Raw genomic sequence first — 21,978 nt, forward strand, 5'->3', positions numbered from 1 at the left:
CCCACGCGGCGCCCGCCCCGGCCGGGGCCGGCGCGCCGCCGCGCCCCGCCCCCCCCCCCCCCCCCCCCCCCCCCCCCCCCCCCCCCCCCCCCCCCCCCCCCCCCCCCCCCCCCCCCCGGGACGCCGGGGTCAGGTGTGGCTCATGAGTGCAGCCGAGACCAGGTGTTACGTCGGCGGCCAATCGGCCCTCAGCGGAAGACCCCCCGTTGAGGTGACCAACGCAGCACCCCGCCGGTGAACGTCTGCTGGATGGTCACACCGTCGGACTCCAAGGACATGCCGCTCGTCGGCAGCCCCAGCCACCCGGACGGGCCACCCTGGGTCCGGTAGGCGTCACGGATGGCGCCGGACACCTCCATGGCACCGTGCGCGGCCGTCCAGTACACCTCCCCGCCTGCAAAGCGCTGCACCACAGCGGCTGGCGCACCGGGCACCGCGGCTTCCGCTGCCAAGGGGTAGCCGAGGATGCCTCGCTCGGAACCCTTGCGGGTCCACTCGGCGGCGATCGCGTTGACCACAGCATGCGCGCCGGTGGTGGGCGACCAGAACACCCAGCCCCGCTCGAAGCGCTGCCCGTAGCCGCGACCGTCCGCGGCCCGGAACACCTCGTCGGCCGGGTAACCCAGCACGCTCTTCTCGGCACCCAGTGCGGCGTAGTGATCGGCGATGGCCCCGGTCATGGCGTGGGCTCCTGTGGCGGCGTTCCAGTAGACACTGCCCCGCTGGAAGGACTGCACGACGCCGCGACCGTCAGCCAGGGCCCGCTCGTCGGTCGTCGGGTAGCCGAGGTACCCGGCCTCGGCGCCCTGAGCCCGCCACAGGTCCGCCATCGCGTTCCGCACGGCGTGCGCGCCGGTGGTGGGCGACCAGAACACCCAGCCCCGCTCGAAGCGCTGCCCGTAGCCGCGACCGTCCGCGGCCCGGAACACCTCGTCGGCCGGGTAACCCAGCACGCTCTTCTCGGCACCCAGTGCGGCGTAGTGATCGGCGATGGCCCCGGTCATGGCGTGGGCTCCTGTGGCGGCGTTCCAGTAGACACTGCCCCGCTGGAAGGACTGCACGACGCCGCGACCGTCAGCCAGGGCCCGCTCGTCGGTCGTCGGGTAGCCGAGGTACCCGGCCTCGGCGCCCTGAGCCCGCCACAGGTCCGCCATCGCGTTCCGCACAGCATGCGCGCCGGTGACCGGGGTGAAGACGACGTGGCCGCCTGCGAAGTCCTGTGTTCGCGCCTGCGAACCGGTTGGCACGACCTCGCTGGCGACCGGGTAGCCCAGGACGCCACGCTCTGCGCCCGTGCCCTCGTGGTAGTCCTGGATCTCTCCCACCACGGCGATGGCGCCCGTGCCGGCAGTCCAGAAGACGGCACCGGAGCTGAAGCGCTGCACCACGCCGTCACCACCGGCGGTGGGGCTCTCGTCGTCGACAGGGAGGCCGAGGCGGCCCGAGGCGGCACCGGAGACCACCCAGGCGTCTCGGATGGCGTTGACGACCGCACGAACTTCCCCGGAGGCGGACCACAGGAGGTCGCCGAACCGGAACGACTGGCGCCACGTCGCGTCGGCGACCTTCTGCTCCGCGGCGGTCGGGTATCCGAGGGATCCCGACACCCCGCCGCGGGCGCTCCATTCCTCCCGGAGGGCGCCGGTCACGACTTGTGCGCCTGTCTCGGGCGACCAGTAGATGGCCCCCCGCTCGAAAGGCGTATAGGCGCCGCCGGGGGCGGCCAGCTCGTCTTCGACCGGGAAGCCCAGGGGGCCTGACTCGTACCCCGTAGCTGCCCAGCGCTCGAGGATGGCATTCCGCACGACGTGCGTCCCCGTGGCCGCCGACCAGTAGATCGCGGAGTTGCGGAAGCGGTTGTGGGCTCCGCGGCCGTCCGCGGTCGGGGCCTCGTCCGAGGTGGGCCCACCGAGCGCCGCCGGCCCGCCTGCCGCCAGGTAGGTGTCCAGGATGGCGTTCCGCATCAGGTGCGTGCCGGTCGATGGCGAGTGGTAGAGCCGGCCCCTCTGGTAGGCCTGCCAGGAGACGCCCGAGGTGACCTGCTCGGTCCCGACCGGTGCGCCGAGGCTCGCTCGCAGTGCCGCGTCCTCGTCATAACGCTGCTCGATCGGCGTGCGGGCAGCCGCGATCAGGGTCGCGACCTTGGTGCGGATCTCGCCCAGACGCCCGTAGCCGTACTGCCCGGGACACGAGGTGCTCCCGACGTCGCGGTGCCCGAACACGGTCGGGAGTGTGACGCGGACCCCGGCGGCGTACTTGGCGGTCCCCCCGCCCCCTGATGTCAGGGTCACGGTGCCTCGCGGATCGACGTCGTACAGCGAGAACTTCCAGGCGACGACCGCAGCGACCGCGTCGACCATCGCCTGAGGAGCGGTGACGGTGTCGTAGTTCCCCAGCATGGACACGCCGAAGGTGCCGGTGTTGAAGCCACCTGCGTGGGCTCCGACGACGGTGCTCGACAGGCCGCCGTAGCGGCCCTCCCAGAGCCGGCCGTACTTGTCGACGATGACGTTGTACCCGATGTCGCCCCAACCACGGCTGACTGTGTGGTAGCGGTAGATCGACCGCATCAGCGCAGGGACTTGGTCAGCCGCGTAGTTGTTCGCGTCGGCGGTGTGGTGCAGCGTCGCGGCTCGGATGGTCGGGGCGTACTCGGGGGCCCAGGTCCTGATGCTCTCGTCCGCTCCCCACTGGGCGCGGGAGTAGATCGCAGGCATGCCCATCGCTGCACCCGCCGTGTCCTGGACGTCAGGCGCACTCAAGGAGGCGTCGGCGGCACTCGTGCCCGGATCGATCAGGTCGAGGCGGACGTCGGTCGGCTCCGCCCCCGAGCGGGTGACCACCTCGACCTCGACGCCCGCGCCGGGTCCTGTCCACACCGGCGGCGTGCCGCCCCGGAGTTCCTGGCCGACGTCATCTCCCGTGTCCTGGTCGGCGTCCTCGACACCGACCTCGGTCCAGGTGCCCCAGTCGCCGTCGGCATCCCGCACACGCAACTGCACCCGGATGTCGGTGACCGCCGGATCCTCAGCCCATGTCACGCCGACGAGCGAGAAGGATTCGACGTCCGTGGCGGTGAGCGCGAGTGTCGGCTCGTCCTCTGCAACGCCCGCCACCGGGTCGGTCGTCCCTTCTTGGACCTCCGCCTGGGGCGCGGGCGATTCCACGGAGCCGAGTGACAACTCCTGTGCGGACGTCGGCACCGGTTCAGCCTCCGGCGTCGGAGCCGCGTAGACGGGGAGGACGAGGACGACTCCTGTGAAGGCGGTGAAGGCAATGGCCCCTGTGATGAGACGGCGCACCGGTGAGGCCTCCGTGATGGCTCGGGACGGTCCAGCACGAAGTGAGACTCCGCGCTGGAGGAGCTTCGACCGCAACCAGCGCCGACTTGAGGCGTCAGGCGGACCCAGTCCGCACGGCCGGCGTGTCGCGTCCACGCGCGGTCCCCGCCCGGGCATAGGACAGTGGCGGCCTCGGGTCCTGTCTCCACCACCTCCAACAGAGGCGAGCCCCCCGGTAGGCGCACCGCGCTCATGTGTGGGGACGCCGAAACGTCACCGGGCCGGCGGTGCCGATCCGGTGACGTTTCGTCCACCGGCGAGGGCCGGTGTCAAGTGCTCTCGGCTGAGAACTCTGTTCAGGACAGCGTGACGGCCGGACGCTCCTTGCGGCCCAGCTGCAGGATGGAGAGGACGAGGCTGTTGAGCATCACCTGGGCGCCGAGGATGAAGCCGATCATCGCGAGGATCACGATCCGGACCTGCTGCCGGGCGTCGAGGTTGCCCAGGTCGACAACACCCCAGCGGACGAGCGAGACGATGGCCGCGACGAGACCGATCACCAGCAGGACGACGCCGAGGACCAGCCCCACCTCAAGGGTGAACCGCTGGAAGAGACGCGTCAGCCTGGGGTCAGGCGGAAGAAAGCCCTCCTCGATGGCGTACGTCTTGGTCAGCAGCCAGAAAGCGATGGCCTGACTGCCGATGAGCAGTGCGGCCGCCGCATAACCGAGGGTGCCGACGTCGAAGGTCACCGAGCCGATGGTCACCGGAGTGAACAGCAGGACGAGCGTCGCGAGGGCACCGATCCCAGTGAGCAGGAAGCCCGGGAAGAGGAACAGCCAGCGCGGCGCGAACAGGAGCAGGAACCGCAGGTGTCGCCATCCGTCACGAAAGCTGCGCAGGTGCGGGGGACGGCTACGACCGTCCTTGCTCAACGTGGTCGGGACCTCAGTCACGCGGTGCCCAGCCAGGACCGACCGGACGACGACCTCGCTGGCGAACTCCATGCCGGTCGTGTGCAGGTTCAGGTCGAGCAGCCGCTGCCGATTGAAACCGCGCAGGCCGCAGTGGAAGTCGCCGACGCGCGCCTTGAAGAACAGCCGGCCGATGAACGAGAGCACCGGGTTGCCGAGGTAACGGTGCAGTGGCGGCATGGCGCCGTCCTCGATGCCCCCACGGAAGCGGTTTCCCATGACGAGGTCAGCACCGCCGCGGAGCTCGTCGAGGAAGCCGCTGAGGTCGGAGAAGTCGTAGCTGTCGTCGGCGTCACCCATCACCACGTATCGACCTCGCGCGGCGCGGATACCACCCATGAGGGCGTTGCCATAGCCCTTCTCCGTCACCGGGACGACTCGAGCGCCCTCGGCCTCGGCGATGGCCTGAGAGCCGTCGGTGCTGCCGTTGTCGGCGATGACGACCTCACCGCGGACACCGCTACGTTCCAGGTAACTGAGCGCCTTGCGGACACAGGTGGCCAGCGTCTCGGCCTCGTTCAAACAAGGCATGACGATCGACAACTCGACGTCCTCGTGCGCGGCCATCGGCGCCGGGTCGGTCCTGGCTGCGGCCGCGGCGTTCGGCGTCCCGGCCAGCTGAGGTCCGGCGGGACGGGCTGCCGACGCGGCGGCCTCGGGCGCGGCGGTCCGGAGGGTCTCGTGGGCACGCACCGGTGGACTCCTGTCTTCGTGCGGCGGTTTCCGGGAACAACCGTAAGCGCACCGCGGTACCGGCACGCGGACGTCCGGCTAGTCACTGTCCCCTGCGACGCAGTAACCACAGGAGCGTCTCGTGCCACGGCGGATGGGGGCGAGCGCCCTCTCACACCCGACCACGCCGGCGGGATGGACGGAGCGAGCGGGCGAGCCTGCGGACTGCTCTCCTCAGGCCTCCTGCGCGGTCATGACGTGCAGCAGGACACTGGGTGGAAGCCGTGATCGAGGATTGCTCGTGTGACACCTGCGCCGGGTGGGGTCGTGTGCGACCAGGCGGGCAGCAGGTACGCGACGGGCCCTCGCGACCTAGGACGGAGCGTTCCCCCGTGTCGCGCGACCACCGGCCGCTCCACCCGCCCCTAACCTCGATCGGGTGAGCCGAGACCGCAACGAGCAGGGTGGAGCCCCGGGACGTCCGATCCCGGCGCGGCTCGACCCGCGCGCCGGCCGTCCCTCGCGCCCCCGCGGCCGGGGTGCCGGCGAGACCGCGGGGCGCAGTGCCGATCGCGGGACCGCCGCGCCGCGCCACCGCCGGGGCGCCGGTGTCGCCCGCGGCGTGGCCGCCGTCCTGTCGGTGCTCCTGCTCGGCGCGAGCGGCTGGGGCTGGTACCTGGGCCGGGTCGCCGAGGCGACGGTCAACCGCACCGACGCCATCCCGACCGCCGGCAACTCCGACGCCGGGGACGCCACCGAGGCGATGAACCTGCTGCTGGTCGGCAACGACAGCCGCGCCGACCTGACCCCCGAGCAGCTCGCCGAGCTCAGCGCCGGCGCGGACTCCGGGATCAACACCGACACGATGATCCTGGTGCACGTCCCGGCCGACGGGTCGCGCGCGTCGTTCGTCTCGTTCCCGCGCGACTCCTACGTCGAGATCCCCGGCTACGGCATGGACAAGCTCAACGCCGCCTACGCCTACGGGTACGGCGAGGTCGACGACTCCGCGCCCGAGGCCGACCGGCAGGCCGGCGGCGCGCAGCTGCTGGTCCAGACGATCAGCCAGCTCACCGGCCTGCAGATCGACCACTACGCCGAGGTCGACCTGCTCGGCTTCTTCAACCTCACTAGCGTGGTCGGCGGCGTGGACGTCAACCTCTGCGAGGCAGTGGACGACTCCGCCTACTCCGGCGCGGTCTTCCCGGCCGGGCCGCAGACCATCTCCGGTGCGGAGGCGCTGGAGTTCGTCCGGCAGCGGCACGGGCTCCCCCGCGGCGACCTGGACCGGATCGTCCGTCAGCAGGTGTTCATCGGCGGCGTGCTCCGCAAGATGCTGTCCGACGACGTCCTGCTGGACCTGGGCAAGCAGCGCGAGCTGATCCGGGCGGCGTCGGAGTCGCTGACCATCGACCAGGACCTCGACCTGCTCGACCTCGCCCAGCAGATGCAGTCGGTGACCGCCGGCAGCATCGAGTTCCAGACGATCCCGATCGTCGGTGACGACCGCGACGAGCAGGGCCGCTCGATCCTGCAGCTGGCCGACGAGGACGAGCTGCACGACTTCTTCGCCGAGCTCTCCGCCGAGCCCGAGGCGGCCGCCCCGGAGGCGCCGGCGGCGCCGGCCACCGTGGCGCCCGCGGACGTGTCGGTCGCCGTCTACAACGGCTCGGGCACCCCGGGCCTGGCCGCGGAGGCCGCGTCCTCGCTCGAGACCGCCGGCTTCACCGTGACCAGCACCGGCAACGCCGACAGCACCGACTACGAGCAGACGACGATCCGGCACGCCGCCGGCGACGAGGCACTGGCCGCCACCCTCGCCGGGCAGGTCCCCGGCGCCGTCACCGAGGTCGCCGACGACGCAACCTCCGGCACCGTCCAGCTGATCCTGGGGTCGGACTTCAACGCCATCGGTCAGGCCACGACCCCGCCCGCGGACACCGGTGAGACCGCCACCCTGGTCGAGGAACCGCGGACGGCGGCGGACACCGGCTGCATCTACTGACCTTCCGCTGCCGCTGACGGCCGTCGGCGCCGTCCCTCCGGCGTCGACGGCCGCCCGCTGTCTCGAGCCCGCACTCCCGCTGCGCCCGGGATCGCTGGGAGGCTTGGGACATGAGCCTTCCGCCGAGGACCCCGTCGGATCTGCTCGCCGTCGCCTTGCGGCGCGGTCCTGCTGCGCCGCTGATCACCGCCTACGACGACGCGACCGGCGAGCGCGTCGAACTGTCGGGCGCCACCCTCGCCAACTGGGTGGCGAAGACCGCGAACCTGCTGCAGGACGAGTTCGACGTCGGCCCGGGCAGCACCGTCGCCGTCGCCCTGCCGGTGCACTGGCAGACCGCCGCGGTGCTGCTCGGCGTGTGGAGCTGCGGCGCGGCCGTGCTCGACACCGCGGTCGAGAACGACGGCGGCCTCGACGCCGCCCACGTCGTCCTCGCCGCCCAGGACCGGCTGGAGGCGTTGGAGGAGCAGGGACCGCCGGAGCTGCTCGGCCTCTCTCTGCACCCCCTGGGCCTGGGCATGACCGGCTACGCCGGCCCGGCCCGGGACTTCGCCCTCGAGGTGCGCGCGCACGGCGACCACTTCACCCCCTACATGCCGCCGGACCCGGCCTCCCCCGGGCTGCTGGCCGGCGGACTGGAGCTCACCCTCGGCGGGCTGACCGAGGCCGCCACCGCGCTCGCTGGACGGCTCGGCATCGCGGCCGGCGACCGGGTACTCGTCGGCGACACCGTCGCGGCCGAGGCCGGGCCGGTCGCCTGGCTCCTGGCCCCACTAGCCGCAGGCGCATCGATCGTGCTCAATCGTCACTTCCACCCGTCCCTCCTGGCCAAGCGCGCCATCACGGAGCGGGTGACCGCTACCCTGGGGATGACGGTCGAGGGAGTCCGCGCGCTCGGCGAGCCCATCTGACGACGACCACACCGCCATCCCGGCTGGAGCAGAGTTGACGCACGTCCCGTTGTCCATCACCCTCCCTGCGTTCGGTGACGGCCCTCTGCTGCGTGAGGCCGTCCTGAGTGTCCTGGCCCAGGACTGCGGGCACTGGACCCTCCAGGTCTTCGACGACGGTCCGGAGGACGCGACACTCGCAGCTTGGTTGGGGTCCCTGGACCCCCGCGTCACCTACGTGCGGAACGAGCCGCGGCTCGGGATCAACAGGAACTTCCAGAGGTGCCTCGACGCCGCGGACGCCGAGCTCGTGCTCGTCCTGGGTGCGGACGACCGGCTGCACCCGTCATTCGTTCGTCGGATGACCGATGCCGCGCTCCGAGTGCCGACGGCGTCGATGTACCAGCCGCAGGTCCAGGTCATCGACGAGGACGGCTCGCCCGCCCGCCCCCTGGCCGACAGGCTCAAGTCCCTCATCGCACCTGCCGCCCCTCAACAGCTGGGCGGGGAGGACCTCGCCGTCTCCCTGCTGCGCGGCAACTGGATGTACTTCCCGGCCACCGTCTTTCGGGCCTCGCATGCGCAGGCCGTCGGCTTCCGCGAAGGTTATGACATTGTCCTCGACTTGGACCTGTACCTGCGTCTCCTCCTCGAGGACGGGCAGCTGGCCCTGGTCGACGAGGTCCTCTTCGACTACCGGCGGCACCGGTCGAGCTTGTCCTCGACCGAGCGTCTCACGGGGAGTCGCTTCACGGAGGAGTCGGACTACTTCGCCGAGATGGCAGGCCTCATGCAGCAGCGCGGGTGGACGCGAGCAGCGTGGGCGGCCCGGGCACACCTGACGTCGCGGCTGCACGCTTTGATGCTGTTGCCCACCGCCATCGCGACTCGTAACCGCGACCTGTCCCGGTCCCTCGTGCGCCACATCACCCGGAGGATCCCAGCGGGCCAACTGGTCGGATGAAGTCCGTGCGCCTTCAGCGGCGGCTACCGATCAGTCCCCTCCGAACAGGACCATCTGTGACCCCGAGCAGTGACACGGAGATCGAGCCGACCAGCGAGAATTCGAACGGCGGGTCCGACCTCCGAGCCGGCGTTGTGGTCACTCTCGGGACCTTCGCCGGCCACCTCGGCAACTACCTCTTCTACGTCCTTGCGGCCCGCATGCTCGGCCCCGCCGGCTTCGCCGAGGTCTCGGCCCTGGTCGCTTTCGCAACCCTCGTCACGCAGCCGTTCACCGGCGTCCAAGCGGCGGCGGCGCGTGACATCGCCCGCTTGCGGGCGGCGGGCAGGACGACGGCGGCCGCGGCCTACCTGGCTCGTCTCGGACTCCTCGCCGCGACGAGCACCGGCGCCCTGCTGGCGCTGCTCCTCGGGACCTCCGGTCTCCTGGCGGAGTGGTTACGCCTCGAGTCAACGGGCTTGGCCATGACTGCCGGAGCCTGGATCGCTGCCTGGGGACTCGCCTTCGTCGGCGTCGGCGCCATGCAGGGCCTCGGTCGCTTCGGACAGGTCGCCTGGCTCATGGGAGGGCCACTCGGGCTCCTTCGGGTCGTCCTGCTCGTCCCGTTCGTCCTATGGCTCGGCGTGACGGGTGCGATGGCCGCAATGCTGTCAGCCGCCGTGATCGGTCTGGTGACCATCGCGCTCGGGCTGGCTCGGGAGGTGCGGCGACGCCGCGGAGAACGCGCATCTCGACCGAAGGTCGGAAGTGCCCTCGTCGCGCTGACCGCCTTTGCATCCCTCACCAACGCCGACGTGCTCGTCGCGAAGGCCGGGCTGGCACCGGCCGACGCCGGTCTCTACGCCTCGGCGGTGCTCCTCGGCAAGATCTCGCTCTTCGCCCCGATGGCGGTGGCGATGATCCTCCTCCCGCGGGCTGCCGCCGCCCTGGAACGGGGAGAGGACGCACGGCGTCTCCTCGTCGTCGCTCAGGGACTCACCCTGGGACTGGGACTGCTGATCAGCGTCGTGTGGCTGGTCCTGCCGCCTGCTGTCGTACGGCTGACCTTCGGCGAGGAGTTCGACAGGGCTCGGCACCTCGTCCTCCCGCTGTCCCTCGTCATGACCATGGCGGCCATGCTCAACGTCGCGGTGTCGTATGCACTCGCCGCACACGACCGCCCCTTTCCTGCCGTCCTGGCCTGCGGTGCCCTGCTCCACGTCGGCCTGCTGGCCGGCATCGGGCAATCCGTCAACGCCGTGATAGCGGTGTCCGCCACCGCCATCGGGATGACGCTGCTGGCCACCGAACTGTTCACCGGCACTCGTGTCCTGCCGACCGCTGCCAACATGATCTGGCTGCGGATGACCCCACACCCTCGCCGACCGTCGGTCGACACTCGGGGTGACACCTCATCGACGAGGACGACTGACTAACCTCGCCCGGAGACCATTGGTCGGTTCCGCCGACCTGCCGAGTAGACGGGGTGACACGTGGACAAGGTCGTGGCGAGCGCCCGGGAGGCGGTGTCCGACGTCGGCGACGGCGCGGTGCTCGCCGTCGGCGGGTTCGGGCTCTGCGGAGTGCCAGTGGCGCTGATCGACGCGCTGCTCGAGCAGGGCACCAGGGACCTGACGACGATCTCCAACAACTGCGGCGTCGACGACCAGGCCCTGGGCGTGCTGCTCTACGCCGGCCGGATCCGCCGCACCATCAGCTCGTTCGTCGGCGGCAACAAGGAGCTCGCCCGGCTGTACCTCTCCGGTGAGCTGGAGGTCGAGCTCACCCCGCAGGGCACCCTGGCCGAGCGGCTGCGCGCCGGCGGCGCCGGCATCCCCGCCTTCTACACCCCCACCGGCGTGGGCACGATGGTCGCCGACGGCGGCATCCCGGTGCGCTACGACGCCGACGGCAACGTCGTCGAGACCAGCGCGCCGAAGGAGACCCGGGTCTTCGACGGCACCGAGTACGTGCTGGAGACCGCGCTGACCGCCGACTACGCCCTCGTGCGGGCCTCGGTCGGCGACCGGCACGGCAACCTCGTCTTCCACGAGTCGGCGATGAACTTCAACCCGCTGGCCGGCATAGCCGGGCGGATCACGATCGCCGAGGTCGAGGAGCTCGTCGAGCCCGGCGCGATCCGGCCCGAGCACGTGCACCTGCCCGGGGTCTTCGTCGACAGGGTGGTCGTCGTCGGCACCGAGGGCAAGAGGATCGAGAAGCGCACCACCCGCCCGCGGCCCACCACGGGCACGGAGCCCGCCCCGCCGGCCGCTGCCGGTGAGGAAGCCACGGAGGAGCAGGCCCAGTGACCCTGACCCGCGACCAGCTCGCCGCCCGGGTGGCGCTCGAGCTCGAGGACGGCGCCTACGTCAACCTCGGCATCGGCATGCCGACCCTGGTGCCCAACTTCGTCCCCGACGGCGTGCACGTGGTGCTGCACTCGGAGAACGGCATCCTCGGCGTCGGCCCGTACCCGTTCGACGGCGACGAGGACCCCGACCTGATCAACGCCGGCAAGGAGACCGTCACGGTCCTGCCGGGCGCGAGCTTCTTCGACTCCGCGACCAGCTTCGCGATGATCCGCGGCAAGCACCTGGACCTCGCCATCCTCGGCGCCATGCAGGTCAACCCCCGCGGTGACCTCGCCAACTGGCTGATCCCCGGGAAGATGGTCAACGGCATGGGCGGCGCGATGGACCTGGTCCACGGCGCCAAGCGCGTGATCATCATGATGGAGCACGTGGCCCGCGACGGGTCCCCGAAGCTGGTCGAGGAGTGCTCGCTGCCGCTGACCGGCAAGGGCTGCGTCGACCGGGTGGTCACCGACCTCGCCGTCGTCGACGTCACGACCGAGGGCTTCGTGCTGCGCGAGGTCGCGCCCGGGGTGTCGGTCGACGAGGTGGTCGAGCGGACCGGCGCCCCGCTGCGCGTGCCGGGCGACGTCCCCACCATGGCGCTGCCGGCCACGGTCTGAGCGCGGCACCGCTCCCCCGGTGACGTTCTCGGTCGTCGCCCACGACCCGGTCACCGGGGAGATGGGCATCGCGGTCTCCTCCTGCATCCTCGCCGTCGGCCGGGCCGTGCCCAGCGCCCGGCCCGGCGTGGGCGTCGTCGCGGTGCAGGCGCGCAGCCCCCGCGGCACCGGGCACGTGCTGCTGTCCGGGCTCGCCGAGGGGACCGCGCCGTCGGTGCTGGTGCGCCGCGCGGCGCACGCCGCCGAGGACCAGGACCGGCAGCTCGCCGTCCTCGCCCCCTCCGGCGCGGTCGCCGCCGACACCGGCCCCGGCTCCTTCCCGGTCAGCGGCCACCTGCTCGGCGAGGGCTGGAGCGTGCAGGGCAACATGCTCACCTCGCCGGAGGTGCTGCCGGCGATGGCGCAGGCCTACGAGGCCGCCGCGGGCGGCCTCGCCGACCGGCTGCTGGCCGCCCTGACCGCCGGCCAGGACGCCGGCGGGGACCTGCGCGGCCGGCAGTCCGCGGCGCTGCTCGTGGTCAGCGGCGAGCCGGCCACCGAGGAGGACGACGGCGTGCGGATGGACCTGCGCGTCGACGACTCCGGCGACCCGGTCGCGCAGCTGCGGATGCTGCGCAACCTGCAGCGCGCCTACGACGAGCGTGACTACGAGACCCTCGCCCTGTTCGCCCCCGAGGGCGCGCGCGACCTCTACGCCGCGCTGGCCGCCTCCCGGCGGGGCGACCGCGAGGCGGCGCGGGTCGCGCTGGAGGCCGTGCGCGCCCGGCCCGGCTGGTCGGCGTGGCTGGCCTCGATGGCCGGCGACTCGCGGCTGGCCGCGGTCTCCCGCCTGCTCGGCTGAGCCGGCCACCCATGAGGCGGCGTCGGCAGCCGCCGGATCGCCCGGCGCCCGCCGTCGGCCCTCAGCCGGTGACGGCGGACGCCCGGGCGGCGTGGGCTGCGTCGGGACGGAGATCCGTGAGGTCGGGGGCACTGGTGAGCCGCAGCGAGAGCTGCTCGTCGTCGGCGGTGAAACCGAGGTACTCGAACGTCAACCCGGTCCGCTGCACGAACTCGGTCCAGGCGCGGTGCTCGTGGTCCTGCCAGCCCGGGAAGTTGAAGTACTCGTCGAAGACCACGACCGTGCCCTCGCGCAGGCGGGGCGCGAGGGCCTCGAGCACCGTGCGGGTCGAGGAGTAGAGGTCCGCGTCCAGGTGGAGGAACGCAACCGGCTCGGGATGGGCCTCGAGGAACCCCGGCAGGGTCTGGTCGAACCAGCCGACGACCAGCTCGGCACCGGGCACCTCGGGGAGGCCGTCCTGGGCGAAGGCGCCGGCCGTGAAGCCGTTGCGCCAGTGCTCCGGCAGGCCCTCGAACGAGTCGAAGCCGAACGCGGCGCCGACGGGCGCCGCCTCGGCGATCACGCGGAGAGTGCCGCCCGAGGCGACACCGAACTCGAGGTACAGCCCCTCGCGCGGCGCCCGCTCCAGCGCGGCCCGCAGGGTGTGCTCCTTGGCGAAGTACGCCGTGGACTCCGACAGCTCCTGGCGCCAGAAGTCCGCGGTCGTGGCGGTGGCGTCCCAGTCCGCGGCGGTGAGGATGTCCCGGCGGTTGCGCCGTTCCCAGGCGTGCAGCTCGCGGCGAAGGTCCCGCTCCACGGCGTCCAGGCGGTGCCCCAGACCGGTCAGCACCTCGCGCAGGTCATCGAGGCCGTGGTGGACGGCGTCGGCACGCGCCCCCTCGGACACGGCACGGACAACGCGGTCGCGGACGGCGTGACGGAGACGACGGATCACGGTGGCTCCTCGGACTACCACGGAGAGGCTCTCTCTCATCACGCGGAGTCAACACGGCGTCCCGCCGGTCACGGGGCGGACGCGCGGGACGGACCGGTCCCGGCCGCACCGCCCGCCCCTCGGACCACACCGGACCCGGGGCCCGGGTGTCACGGGTGCGGCGGGCCGGTCAGCCGGTCCAGACGCCGAGGGCGACGGTGACCGCCCACACGGCGCCGAGCGCCAGCAGCCCGCGGTCGCGCAGCACGACCTCCTCGGGCGCGCCGGTGCTGCCGCGGTCGACGTCGACGGCGTACCGCAGCAGCGCCAGGACGAACGGCGCGACTGAGATCGTGGTCCACGGGACGCCGCTGTCGCTGCGCATCTCGAACGCCCACAGGCCGTAGGTCGTGCACGTGACGGCGGCCGACAGGCTCCACACGAACCGCAGGTAGCTCGCGGAGTACTCGCGCAGGCTGCGCCGGGTCTCGGCCTGCTCGCCCAGCGCCAGGAGCTCGGCGTACCGCTTGCCCGCGACCATGAACAGCGCCCCGAACGCCGCGACGAGGATGAACCACTGCGAGAGCGCGACGCCGGCCGCCGCGCCCCCGGCCACGCCGCGCAGGACGAACCCGGAGGCGACGCAGGCCAGGTCGATCACCGGCTGGTCCTTGAGCACCAGGCTGTAGGCCAGCGAGATGCCGACGTAGGTGGCCAGGACCGCGGTGAGCGCCGGCCGGGCCAGGACCGCCGCCGTCCCGAGGGACGCCGCCAGCAGGACCACGCCCGCGACGACCGCGACCCGCACCGGCACCGCGCCGGAGGCCACCGGCCGGGTCCGCTTGCGCGGGTGGCGGCGGTCGGCGTCGGCGTCGCGGACGTCGTTGAGCAGGTAGAGGCCGCTGGCGGCGACGCAGAACAGGGCGAAGGCCAGCAGGGTGGCGGCCAGGACGTCGGGCCGGACCACGGTGCCCGAGGCCAGCGGCGCGGCGAACACCAGCAGGTTCTTCACCCACTGCCGGGGCCGCATCGTGCGCCCCAGCCCGGCGAGGACCGTACCCGCGGTGCGGTGGGCGGGGAGGGCCGGGGCGCCGCCGGTCACCCGGGGCAGGTCCGACGCGACGTTCCCGGTGAACGCCGTGTGCACCGCACGGGGCCGGAGCTGCTGGTCCTCGACGTCCATGCGGCCTCCCCGGCGCTGCCGGAACGCACCGGACGGCCAGCGCGGGCTCGGCGGCCGTCCTCCCGGGCGGGACATGCTCCCGGAGCCTGGCGGGGAAACCCGCCCCGGACAATCCCTCGCGCCGTCCCGGGACGGAACGGTTCAGTCCAGAGCGGGGCCGGCCCACCCCGGCCGGGTCACGCGGGAGCGCTCCAGGTCGTACGCGTCCCGGGCGTAGGGCACGTCGAAGCGCAGCACCTGCACCTGGCGGACCCCGGGCGTCCCGCGCAGCAGGACGCCGAGCTCGGTGACCGCGGAGGTGCGCTCGACCGGGGCGAACACGCCGCCGCGGAACACCTGCCAGGTGTTGTCGACCAGGCCGTCGGTGCTGCCGTCCGGCCGCCACACGATGCCGTAGGCGGCCGGCTCGGTGACGCCCGAGCGCACGACGGGCTGGCGCTGGCACGGGAAGAGGAACGAGATCTGCCAGGCCACGGCCACCGGCGCGTCCGCCGGCAGGAGGTCGGTCAGGGGCACCTGCGGCAGCACCGAGGGGCCGGTGAACGCCAGCCAGCCGCCCCGGCCGACGCTGCGGTCGTCGGCCGCCAGGCGCACGAGGCCGGCGCCGGCGTCGCGGGCGCCGCGGGCGTCCAGGACGAAGGTCCGCCACCGCGGGGAGTCCAGCCCGTCGGTGAGGTCCTGGGTGCCCAGCACGCGCGGCGCCCCGCCGTCGCCGGCCGGCGCGGCGTACTCGACGCGCAGCCCGTTGGCCCCGCCGAGCCGGCCGGCGGCCAGCACGGCCGCCTCCTCGTCGTCGGCGGGCTCGGGCAGCGGGAACCAGGGCGTGACCTGCCCGCCGGTGGTGTCCTCGCCCCCCGGCCCGGTCAGGCTGCCCCAGCTCCAGGTGGCGACCCCCTCCCCCGGCGGCGGGCCGGCGGCGAACCAGCCGCTCCCGGCGGCGAGGTCCGCGGGCCCCTCGGACGCCGGCCCCCCGGGCACCGGCGCCAGCGGCCGGGCCGCGGCCACGTCGAGGACCTCGACGTCGCCGGCAGCACCGCAGGAGCGGGCGAGCGGGTCGGTCAGCGCGGCGGCGCCCGGGGACCAGGCGTCCAGCGTGCGCACGGCGGCCAGCGCGAAGCTCCCGACCAGGTAGCCGACCGAGGTGAGCAGCAGGACCAGCGCGAGGGCCGGCACTGCCACCGCCCACGCCCCGGCGCGCCGCCACAGCGCCCGGGCGGCGGCGAGCACGACCAGCGCCACGACCGCCCAGGTCAGCAGGCCGTCCAGCGCGACCGGGCCGAGGGAGGGCGGCTCGTCCGGGTTCGGCATCCCGGGCAGCCAGGAGTAGGGCCAGCTGTTCGGCCCGCGCATCGCCAGCGCGGCGACGACGACCCCCGAGCCCAGGGCGAGCGCCGGCACCGCCGGGGACACCGGGCGGTCGCGGGTCACCGCCCGGACCAGGCTCGGCACCGCGACGAGGAACAGCGCGAGGAACAACGGCCCGAGCCCGGACAGCGCGCCGAAGTGGTGCGTCCACTTGCTCGGGGTGAACCACAGCAGCAGCAGCGCCGCGCCCAGCGACCCGCCGGCCAGCAGCAGCGTGGGCGGCACCCGGACGTCGCGCGCCCGCGCGGCCACCGCCAGGACGAGGAACCACAGCAGCGCCACGATCCCGGCGAGCACCGCCGTCCGCCGGGCGTAGGAGCCCATCGGGATGGACTGGAACAGGAACGCGTAGCGCTGCCACTCGTCGTACCAGGCGTCCTGCCGCTGGATGGACAGGAAGATCTCCTGGCCGCGGCGGAAGTCGTTGAGGGTGCCGTCGGCGAAGGCGGCGCAGACGGCGAACGCCCCGGGGGCGAGGACCAGCAGCGTCCGCCCGGCCGCCTCCGCCCGCCCGCGCCCGGCGGCCACCAGCCGGGCCAGCCGCGGCAGCGTGGCGACCAGCGGGGCGAGGGCGACGAAGCCGGTCGGGTGGCAGGCCACCGCCAGCCCCGCCGCCCCGAACGCGAGCCCCACCGGCAGCAGCCGGCCGGTGCGCAGCGCGGCGGCGACCGCCACCAGCGTGGCGAGCGCCAGCACGCCGACCACGGCCTCGGGCCGCACGCCGACGCCGTAGGGCAGCCACCAGGCGAGGAACGCAGCGGCCAGCAGCAGCCGCGCGGCGACCGGGCCCCAGGCGGACGCCGCGACCGCCGGCGGCAGCGCGCCGGGCCGGGCCACCAGCCGGCGCAGCAGCACCCAGGTCACCAGCCCGGTCACCACCGACGGCAGACGCAGCAGCGTCGGCGAGTCGCCGAGCTCCTGCCACCAGCCCAGCAGCCGGTAGAACCAGGTGAACGGCGTGAACGACTGGTTGAGCAGCTGGTAGTAGTTCCCGACGAACCCGGTCTCCTGGGCGTTGCGGGCCATCGCCGCGTAGTAGCCGTCGTCGTCGGACGTGGGCGCGAGGAACAGCCACAGCAGCGCCGTCGCGACGACGGCGGCGTCCACCGCGGCCCCCGCCCAGCGGGCGACCCCCCGCGGACGGGCGGCGCGCGGCTCCGGTGCCGGCGACTCCGGTGCCGGCGGACCGGACGGCGGGCCGCGGCGCCGGTCGGCCGCGGCGAGGGCGAGCAGCGCGACGAGCGCGGCGGCCAGCACCAGCCCGGTGAGGGCCAGCTTCGCCGGCGTCGGGGTGGTGTCGAACTGGTCGTCCACGGTGAGCGAGACCCGCAGGTCGCCGTCCGGGAGCGCGGTCAGGCCGGTGGCGAGGACGTCGACGTCGGGCAGCACCGTCCCGCCCTCGGGCGGCGCGAGGCCGGCCACGCGGGTGCCGTCCCGCTCCACGGTGAGGCCGCCCGCGTCCGCGGTCACCCGGTAGGTGCAGTCGCCGGCGGGGACCGGCTGGTCGAGCACCTCGGTGCCGCGGTCGACCACCCGCAGCCGGCCGTCCGAGGAGGTGACCAGCAGGCCGTCGGTCCCGGCCGCGGGGTGCTCCGGCACGATCGTGGAGAACACGACGCCGCCGGGGACGTCCGCCGCGGCGCGGACCGCGGCGCAGCCCACCCGCAGGTCCAGGGCCAGCGGCTCCTGGTTGGTCAGCTCGAGCATCGTCGACTCCGGCCGCGCCGGGTCCTGCGGCCAGGTGACGGCCGGGGTGCTCATGCGCACGGGGGCCAGCGGCAGGAGCACCGCGCCGAGGACGGCGACCAGCGCGGCCAGGACCCCGAGGCGGGACAGGACCGGGGAGCGCGGCGGCGGGGGTGGCTCCGGCTCCGTAACCGGGCGCGGCCGCGCCTCCCCGACGAGGTCCACACGCTCCCCCTGCTGATCGCTGTTGACCGGCTCCGGCCAGTGAACACCCCGACGGGGTGCCGCGTCGCCCCCTCACCAGGCGTTCCCGGCGCGCCCGGCACCCTCCGGAGCACTAGCGTCGGCCCGTGCCCCAGCGCGGCCGGGATCGGACACCGGCACCCCGCGGTGCCCGCCGGCTGGTCCCGTCGCTGAGCTGGGTGGCGCTGTGCGTCGTCGTCTCGGGCGTCCTGGTCTACGTCTACCTGGCGCTGGTGGCCCGCGCGCTGCCGGCCGGGGAGTACGCCGGGTTCGGCGCGTTCTGGTCGCTGTCCCTGCTGCTCGGCTTCGGCCTGTTCCTGCCGCTGGAGACCGAGATCGCCCGGCTGGTGCACCTCGGCCCCGGCCGCGGCCTCCCCCGCGGCACGCTGCGGGGAGCCGCCGTGCTGACGCTGGCCGGGCTGGTCGCCGTGGCGGCCGCGACGCCGCTGCTGCTGCCGGCGCTGGGCTCGGCCGGCCTGGTGGTCGCGCTGGCGGCCGTCTGCCTGGTCTCCCCGGGGCAGTTCGTCCTCCGGGGGCTGCTGGTCGGCACCGGCGGCTACCGCGGCTACGGCGTCGTGCTGCTGGCCGACGCCGTCCTGCGGGTGCTCGGCGCCACCGCCGTCGTCCTGCTCGCCGATCCCGCGGGGCCCGCCGCCCTCGGGTGGACGCTGGTGGCCGCGCTGGCGCTGGCGCACCTGCCGCTGCTGGGGTGGCGGCTGCGGCGCCGGTCGCCGGCGCCGCCCGGCGCGCCGCGGCTGGCGCCGGGCGCCGTGGCGCACCTCGTCGTCGGCACGGTGTGCGCCCAGACGCTGCTGAACGCCGCGCCCGTGCTGGTGACCGCCGGGACCGCCGAGCGGACCGCGGCCGCCGCCTTCGTCGCGGCCTTCACCCTGGTGCGGCTGCCGCTGTTCGTGGCGGTCCCCCTGCAGGGCGCGCTGCTGCCGGCGCTGGTCGACGCCGGCACGGGTCCCCCGCGGGCGCGGGCCCGGGTGGTGCGCCGGCTGCTCGCCGCGGTGGCCGCCCTGGCCGCGGCGGCCGCCGTCGTCGGGGCGCTGGCCGGCCCGCCGGTGGTGGGGCTGGTGTTCGGCGAGCGGTACGACCCCGCGGCCGCCGACGTCGCCGTCCTGGCCGCGGGCAGCGTCGTGCACCTGGCCCTGCTGGTGGCCGCGCAGGCGGTGGTGGCCGACGCGCGCCACCGCGACAGCGCGCTGGCGTGGGTGGCGGGGCTGGCCGTGGCGGCCGTCGTGGCGCTGACGGTGCCGGGCACGGCGGGGGCGGCGTGGGCGTTCGCGGGCGGCTCGGCGGCGGCGCTGGCGTGGTGCGCGGTCGTGCTGACCCGCCGGGGCACGGGGGCCGTGCCGGAGTTCCCGGTCCCCGCGGGGTCGACGGGAGGAGCGCGGTGAGCGACCGGCTGGACCTGGTGGTGGCGCTGGACTACTACGCGCCCTACGTCAGCGGCCTGACCAACGTGGCGAGGGACGTCGCCGAGGGGCTCGCCGCGCGCGGGCACCGCGTCCGGGTGCTCACCAGCCGGCACGACCGGTCCCTGCCGGAGCGGGAGGTGCTGTGCGGGGTCGAGGTCGAGCGGGCGCCGGTCGTGGCGCGGCTGGGCAAGGGCGTGGTCAGCCCGGCGCTGGTGCGGCGGGTGCGCGCGGCCGGGCGGACCGCCGACGTGGTGGACCTGCACCTGCCGATGCCCGAGGCGGGCCTGCTCGCCGTCGGCACGCGGACGCCGCTGGTCAGCACCTACCACTGCGACGTCAGCCTGCCGCCCGGCCTCGTCAACCGGGCGCAGACGCTCGGCGTGGACCTCGCCAGCCGGGCCACGCTGCGGCGCAGCGCCCGCGTCGTGGTCTCCAGCGAGGACTACGCGCGGTCCAGCCGGCTGTGGCCGGCGATGGCCGGGCGCACCGCCGCGATCCCGCCGCCGTGCCGGGAGCGGCCGGCCGGGCGGCCGCGGTTCCGCGACGGCGCCGGGCTGCACGTGGGGTTCCTCGGCCGGATCGTCGAGGAGAAGGGGCTGCAGTACCTGGTGCGCGCCTTCCTCGCCCTCGGGGACCCCGACGCGCGCCTGCTCATCGGCGGGGACTTCGCCGACGTCGCCGGCGGGTCGGTGGTCGAGGAGGTGCGGCGCGCGGCCGACGGCGACCCGCGGGTGCGGCTGCTCGGCTTCCTGCCCGAGGAGCAGATCGCCGACCTCTACGCCTCGATCGACGTGTTCGCCCTGCCGTCGGTGAACTCCTTCGAGGCCTTCGGGATCGTGCAGGTCGAGGCGATGATGGCCGGCGTCCCGGTGCTGGCCAGCGGCCTGCCCGGCGTCCGGACCCCGGTGCAGGAGACCGGGTTCGGCGTCGTGGCGCCGCCGCGCGACGTGCCCGCGCTCACCGAGGGGCTCCGCCGGCTCGCAGCGACGCCGCCGGACCGCGCGCGGGGCCGGGCGCGGGCGCGGGAGCGCTACGCCCTGGGCGCCGTCCTCGACGCGTACGAGGAGCTGTTCGGCGAGGTCAGTGCGGAGGGGGGACCTCGCGCCAGAAGGCGTCGAGCCGGCGGTTGAACTCCTCGGGCGCCTCCTCGAACGGCGCGTGCGCCTGGTCCTCGATCAGCTCGAAGCGCGCACCGGGGATGGCCTCGGCCACCGCCCGGCCGTAGTCCGGTGGGGCGATGGGGTCGGCGCTGCCGGTGAGGACCAGCGTCGGGACGGCGACCCGCGGCAGCCGGTCGAGGGTCGCGTGGTCCCAGAAGGCGTCGGCGAAGCGCTGGAAGGACTCGGCGGACTGCGGGTACGGGAAGGCCAGCGCGCCCTCGATCGTCCGGTCGACCCGCCCGTCCTCGTGGGCGCGGTGGGTGTAGGCCCAGGCGAAGAACGCCTCGAGGAAGGCCCGCTCGTCCGGCGCCCGCTCGGCCATCCAGATCCAGGACCCGACCATGTGGTGCCAGCGGACGTCCGGGCGGCACCAGGTGCCGACCAGCACGAGGCTGCGGACGGCGTCCGGGTGCCGCAGGGCGAGCTCCTGCGCGATCACGCCACCCCCGGAGTAGCCGGCGACGTGCGCGGGGCCGGCGCCGCACTCCAGCAGCACGCCGGCCGCGTCGTCGGCCAGGTCGGCCACCGTGTAGGGGAGGTCGGGGCGGGTGGAGCGGCCGACGTCGCGGTTGTCGAAGGCGATCAGCCGGTAGCGGTCGGACAGCCCGTCGAGCTGGGCCTGCCAGGCCTCGAGCGGGTCACCGCCGCCGTTGACGAGCAGGACGTCGGGCCCGTTCCCCCGCTGCTCGACCCACAGCCTGACGTCGCCCGCTCGCACCGCTGCGCCCATCGGTCCGGCCCTCCGCTGCTGGGACCGGACGGCTCCGGCCCGCGCTGGGAGGGCCATCGTCGCGCGCCGCGGCGGCCGGTGGCCGGTTCCCGCTCCCGGGGACGGCGCGCCGTCACGGGCAGGTCCCCGGCGCTGTCCGGGGTGCGCGGGCCGGCTGCCAGGATCGGCCGTGCCCGTCGACGACCTCGTCCTCGCCCGCTGGGACCGCGGGGACGCCACCGCCGTCCGTGAGCTGGCGGGGATGCTCGCCGCCTACCACCTCGCCACCGAGGCCGAGAAGGGCGCCGCGGTCGCGTCGGTGGACGAGCTGCCCCCGCGCTACCGGGACGAGGTCGCCGACCCCGTCCGTGCCCTCGCCTCCGCGACGGTGCTGACCGCGGCGGTGGGCGGCGCCGGCTGCGGGTGCGTCGTCGTCTCGCCGGTCGCGCGGGGCACGGCGGAGGTCCGGCGTCTGTGGGTCGGGCCCGCCGCGAGGGGCCGCGGGGTGGGGCGGGCGCTCGTCGACGCCGCGGTCGCGGAGGCGGGGGCGCAGGGCGCCGGCGTGGTCCGGTTGTCCGTCTGGCGCTGGAGGACGGCGGCGATCGCCGTCTACGAGCACGCCGGCTTCGTGCCGGTCCCCTCCTGGGACGCCCGCGCGGACCTCACCTGCATGGAGCTGCACCTGCCCGGCGCGTGAGGGCGGGGCGCCCGC

Annotated in this window: 16 protein-coding genes; 10 read left to right on the forward strand and 6 right to left on the reverse strand. The window is 74.4% G+C overall.

Features of this window, described 5'->3' with window-relative positions; genetic code table 11:
- Positions 1-188 precede the first annotated feature (188 nt).
- Positions 189-3,302, reverse strand: a complete 3,114-nt coding sequence (locus ACI8AA_RS22625) for an N-acetylmuramoyl-L-alanine amidase (RefSeq protein WP_457046619.1) — start codon at positions 3,300-3,302, stop codon at positions 189-191.
- 335 nt (positions 3,303-3,637) lie between these two features.
- Positions 3,638-4,948 carry a glycosyltransferase family 2 protein gene (locus ACI8AA_RS22630; RefSeq protein WP_457046620.1) on the reverse strand — a complete coding sequence of 437 codons (1,311 nt, stop codon included), beginning with the start codon at positions 4,946-4,948 and terminating at the stop codon, positions 3,638-3,640.
- 601 nt (positions 4,949-5,549) lie between these two features.
- On the opposite strand from ACI8AA_RS22630, the gene ACI8AA_RS22635 reads away from it, so the two are divergent.
- The 7 genes from ACI8AA_RS22635 (at position 5,550) to ACI8AA_RS22665 (ending at position 12,583) form a co-directional block, all read left to right on the forward strand.
- Complete coding sequence (locus ACI8AA_RS22635; protein WP_457046621.1) at positions 5,550-6,932, forward strand: LCP family protein; 1,383 nt, start codon at positions 5,550-5,552, stop codon at positions 6,930-6,932.
- A gap of 110 nt (positions 6,933-7,042) precedes the next feature.
- The gene (locus ACI8AA_RS22640) at positions 7,043-7,843 is read left to right on the forward strand and encodes a TIGR03089 family protein (RefSeq protein ID WP_457046622.1); all 801 of its coding nucleotides are present in this window, start codon (positions 7,043-7,045) and stop codon (positions 7,841-7,843) included.
- A 49-nt stretch (positions 7,844-7,892) separates the two neighbouring features.
- Positions 7,893-8,786 (forward strand): glycosyltransferase family 2 protein, encoded by an 894-nt coding sequence (locus ACI8AA_RS22645; protein WP_457046623.1) that lies wholly within the window; start codon positions 7,893-7,895, stop codon positions 8,784-8,786.
- Positions 8,787-8,842: 56 nt separating this feature from the next.
- A complete protein-coding gene (locus ACI8AA_RS22650) occupies positions 8,843-10,201 on the forward strand; it encodes a lipopolysaccharide biosynthesis protein (protein WP_457046624.1) in 1,359 nt (452 codons plus the stop codon).
- Between the two features lie 57 nt (positions 10,202-10,258).
- Positions 10,259-11,077, forward strand: coding sequence for a CoA transferase subunit A (locus ACI8AA_RS22655; RefSeq protein WP_457046625.1), 819 nt, complete (start codon positions 10,259-10,261; stop codon positions 11,075-11,077).
- The gene (locus tag ACI8AA_RS22660) at positions 11,074-11,742 is read left to right on the forward strand and encodes a CoA transferase subunit B (RefSeq protein ID WP_457046626.1); all 669 of its coding nucleotides are present in this window, start codon (positions 11,074-11,076) and stop codon (positions 11,740-11,742) included. Before ACI8AA_RS22655 ends, ACI8AA_RS22660 begins: the two co-directional genes overlap by 4 nt.
- A gap of 19 nt (positions 11,743-11,761) precedes the next feature.
- On the forward strand, positions 11,762-12,583 hold the full coding sequence (locus tag ACI8AA_RS22665; RefSeq protein ID WP_457046627.1) for a DUF1028 domain-containing protein: 822 nt from the start codon (positions 11,762-11,764) through the stop codon (positions 12,581-12,583).
- Positions 12,584-12,644: 61 nt separating this feature from the next.
- Here the strand turns inward: ACI8AA_RS22665 and ACI8AA_RS22670 are convergent, their stop codons facing one another.
- The 3 genes from ACI8AA_RS22670 to ACI8AA_RS22680 form a co-directional block, all read right to left on the reverse strand.
- The gene (locus ACI8AA_RS22670; RefSeq protein WP_457046628.1) at positions 12,645-13,469 is read right to left on the reverse strand and encodes a class I SAM-dependent methyltransferase; all 825 of its coding nucleotides are present in this window, start codon (positions 13,467-13,469) and stop codon (positions 12,645-12,647) included.
- Between the two features lie 217 nt (positions 13,470-13,686).
- Positions 13,687-14,679 carry a decaprenyl-phosphate phosphoribosyltransferase gene (locus ACI8AA_RS22675; RefSeq protein ID WP_457046629.1) on the reverse strand — a complete coding sequence of 331 codons (993 nt, stop codon included), beginning with the start codon at positions 14,677-14,679 and terminating at the stop codon, positions 13,687-13,689.
- Between the two features lie 141 nt (positions 14,680-14,820).
- Positions 14,821-17,955 carry an arabinosyltransferase domain-containing protein gene (locus tag ACI8AA_RS22680; protein WP_457046630.1) on the reverse strand — a complete coding sequence of 1,045 codons (3,135 nt, stop codon included), beginning with the start codon at positions 17,953-17,955 and terminating at the stop codon, positions 14,821-14,823.
- Positions 17,956-18,080: 125 nt separating this feature from the next.
- Here ACI8AA_RS22680 and ACI8AA_RS22685 point away from each other — a divergent pair, with 125 nt between their 5' ends.
- Positions 18,081-19,376, forward strand: coding sequence for a hypothetical protein (locus tag ACI8AA_RS22685; RefSeq protein ID WP_457046631.1), 1,296 nt, complete (start codon positions 18,081-18,083; stop codon positions 19,374-19,376).
- Positions 19,373-20,527 carry a glycosyltransferase family 4 protein gene (locus ACI8AA_RS22690; protein ID WP_457046632.1) on the forward strand — a complete coding sequence of 385 codons (1,155 nt, stop codon included), beginning with the start codon at positions 19,373-19,375 and terminating at the stop codon, positions 20,525-20,527. The genes ACI8AA_RS22685 and ACI8AA_RS22690 overlap by 4 nt, the downstream gene beginning before the upstream one ends.
- Here ACI8AA_RS22690 and ACI8AA_RS22695 read toward each other — a convergent pair.
- Positions 20,478-21,287 (reverse strand): alpha/beta fold hydrolase, encoded by an 810-nt coding sequence (locus ACI8AA_RS22695; RefSeq protein WP_457046633.1) that lies wholly within the window; start codon positions 21,285-21,287, stop codon positions 20,478-20,480. The genes ACI8AA_RS22690 and ACI8AA_RS22695 overlap by 50 nt on opposite strands.
- 169 nt (positions 21,288-21,456) lie before the next feature.
- Between ACI8AA_RS22695 and ACI8AA_RS22700 the strand changes: the two genes are divergently transcribed.
- Positions 21,457-21,963 carry a GNAT family N-acetyltransferase gene (locus ACI8AA_RS22700; RefSeq protein ID WP_457046634.1) on the forward strand — a complete coding sequence of 169 codons (507 nt, stop codon included), beginning with the start codon at positions 21,457-21,459 and terminating at the stop codon, positions 21,961-21,963.
- Positions 21,964-21,978: the final 15 nt, after the last annotated feature.

The sequence above is a fragment of the Geodermatophilus sp. SYSU D01180 genome, assembly GCF_054050415.1.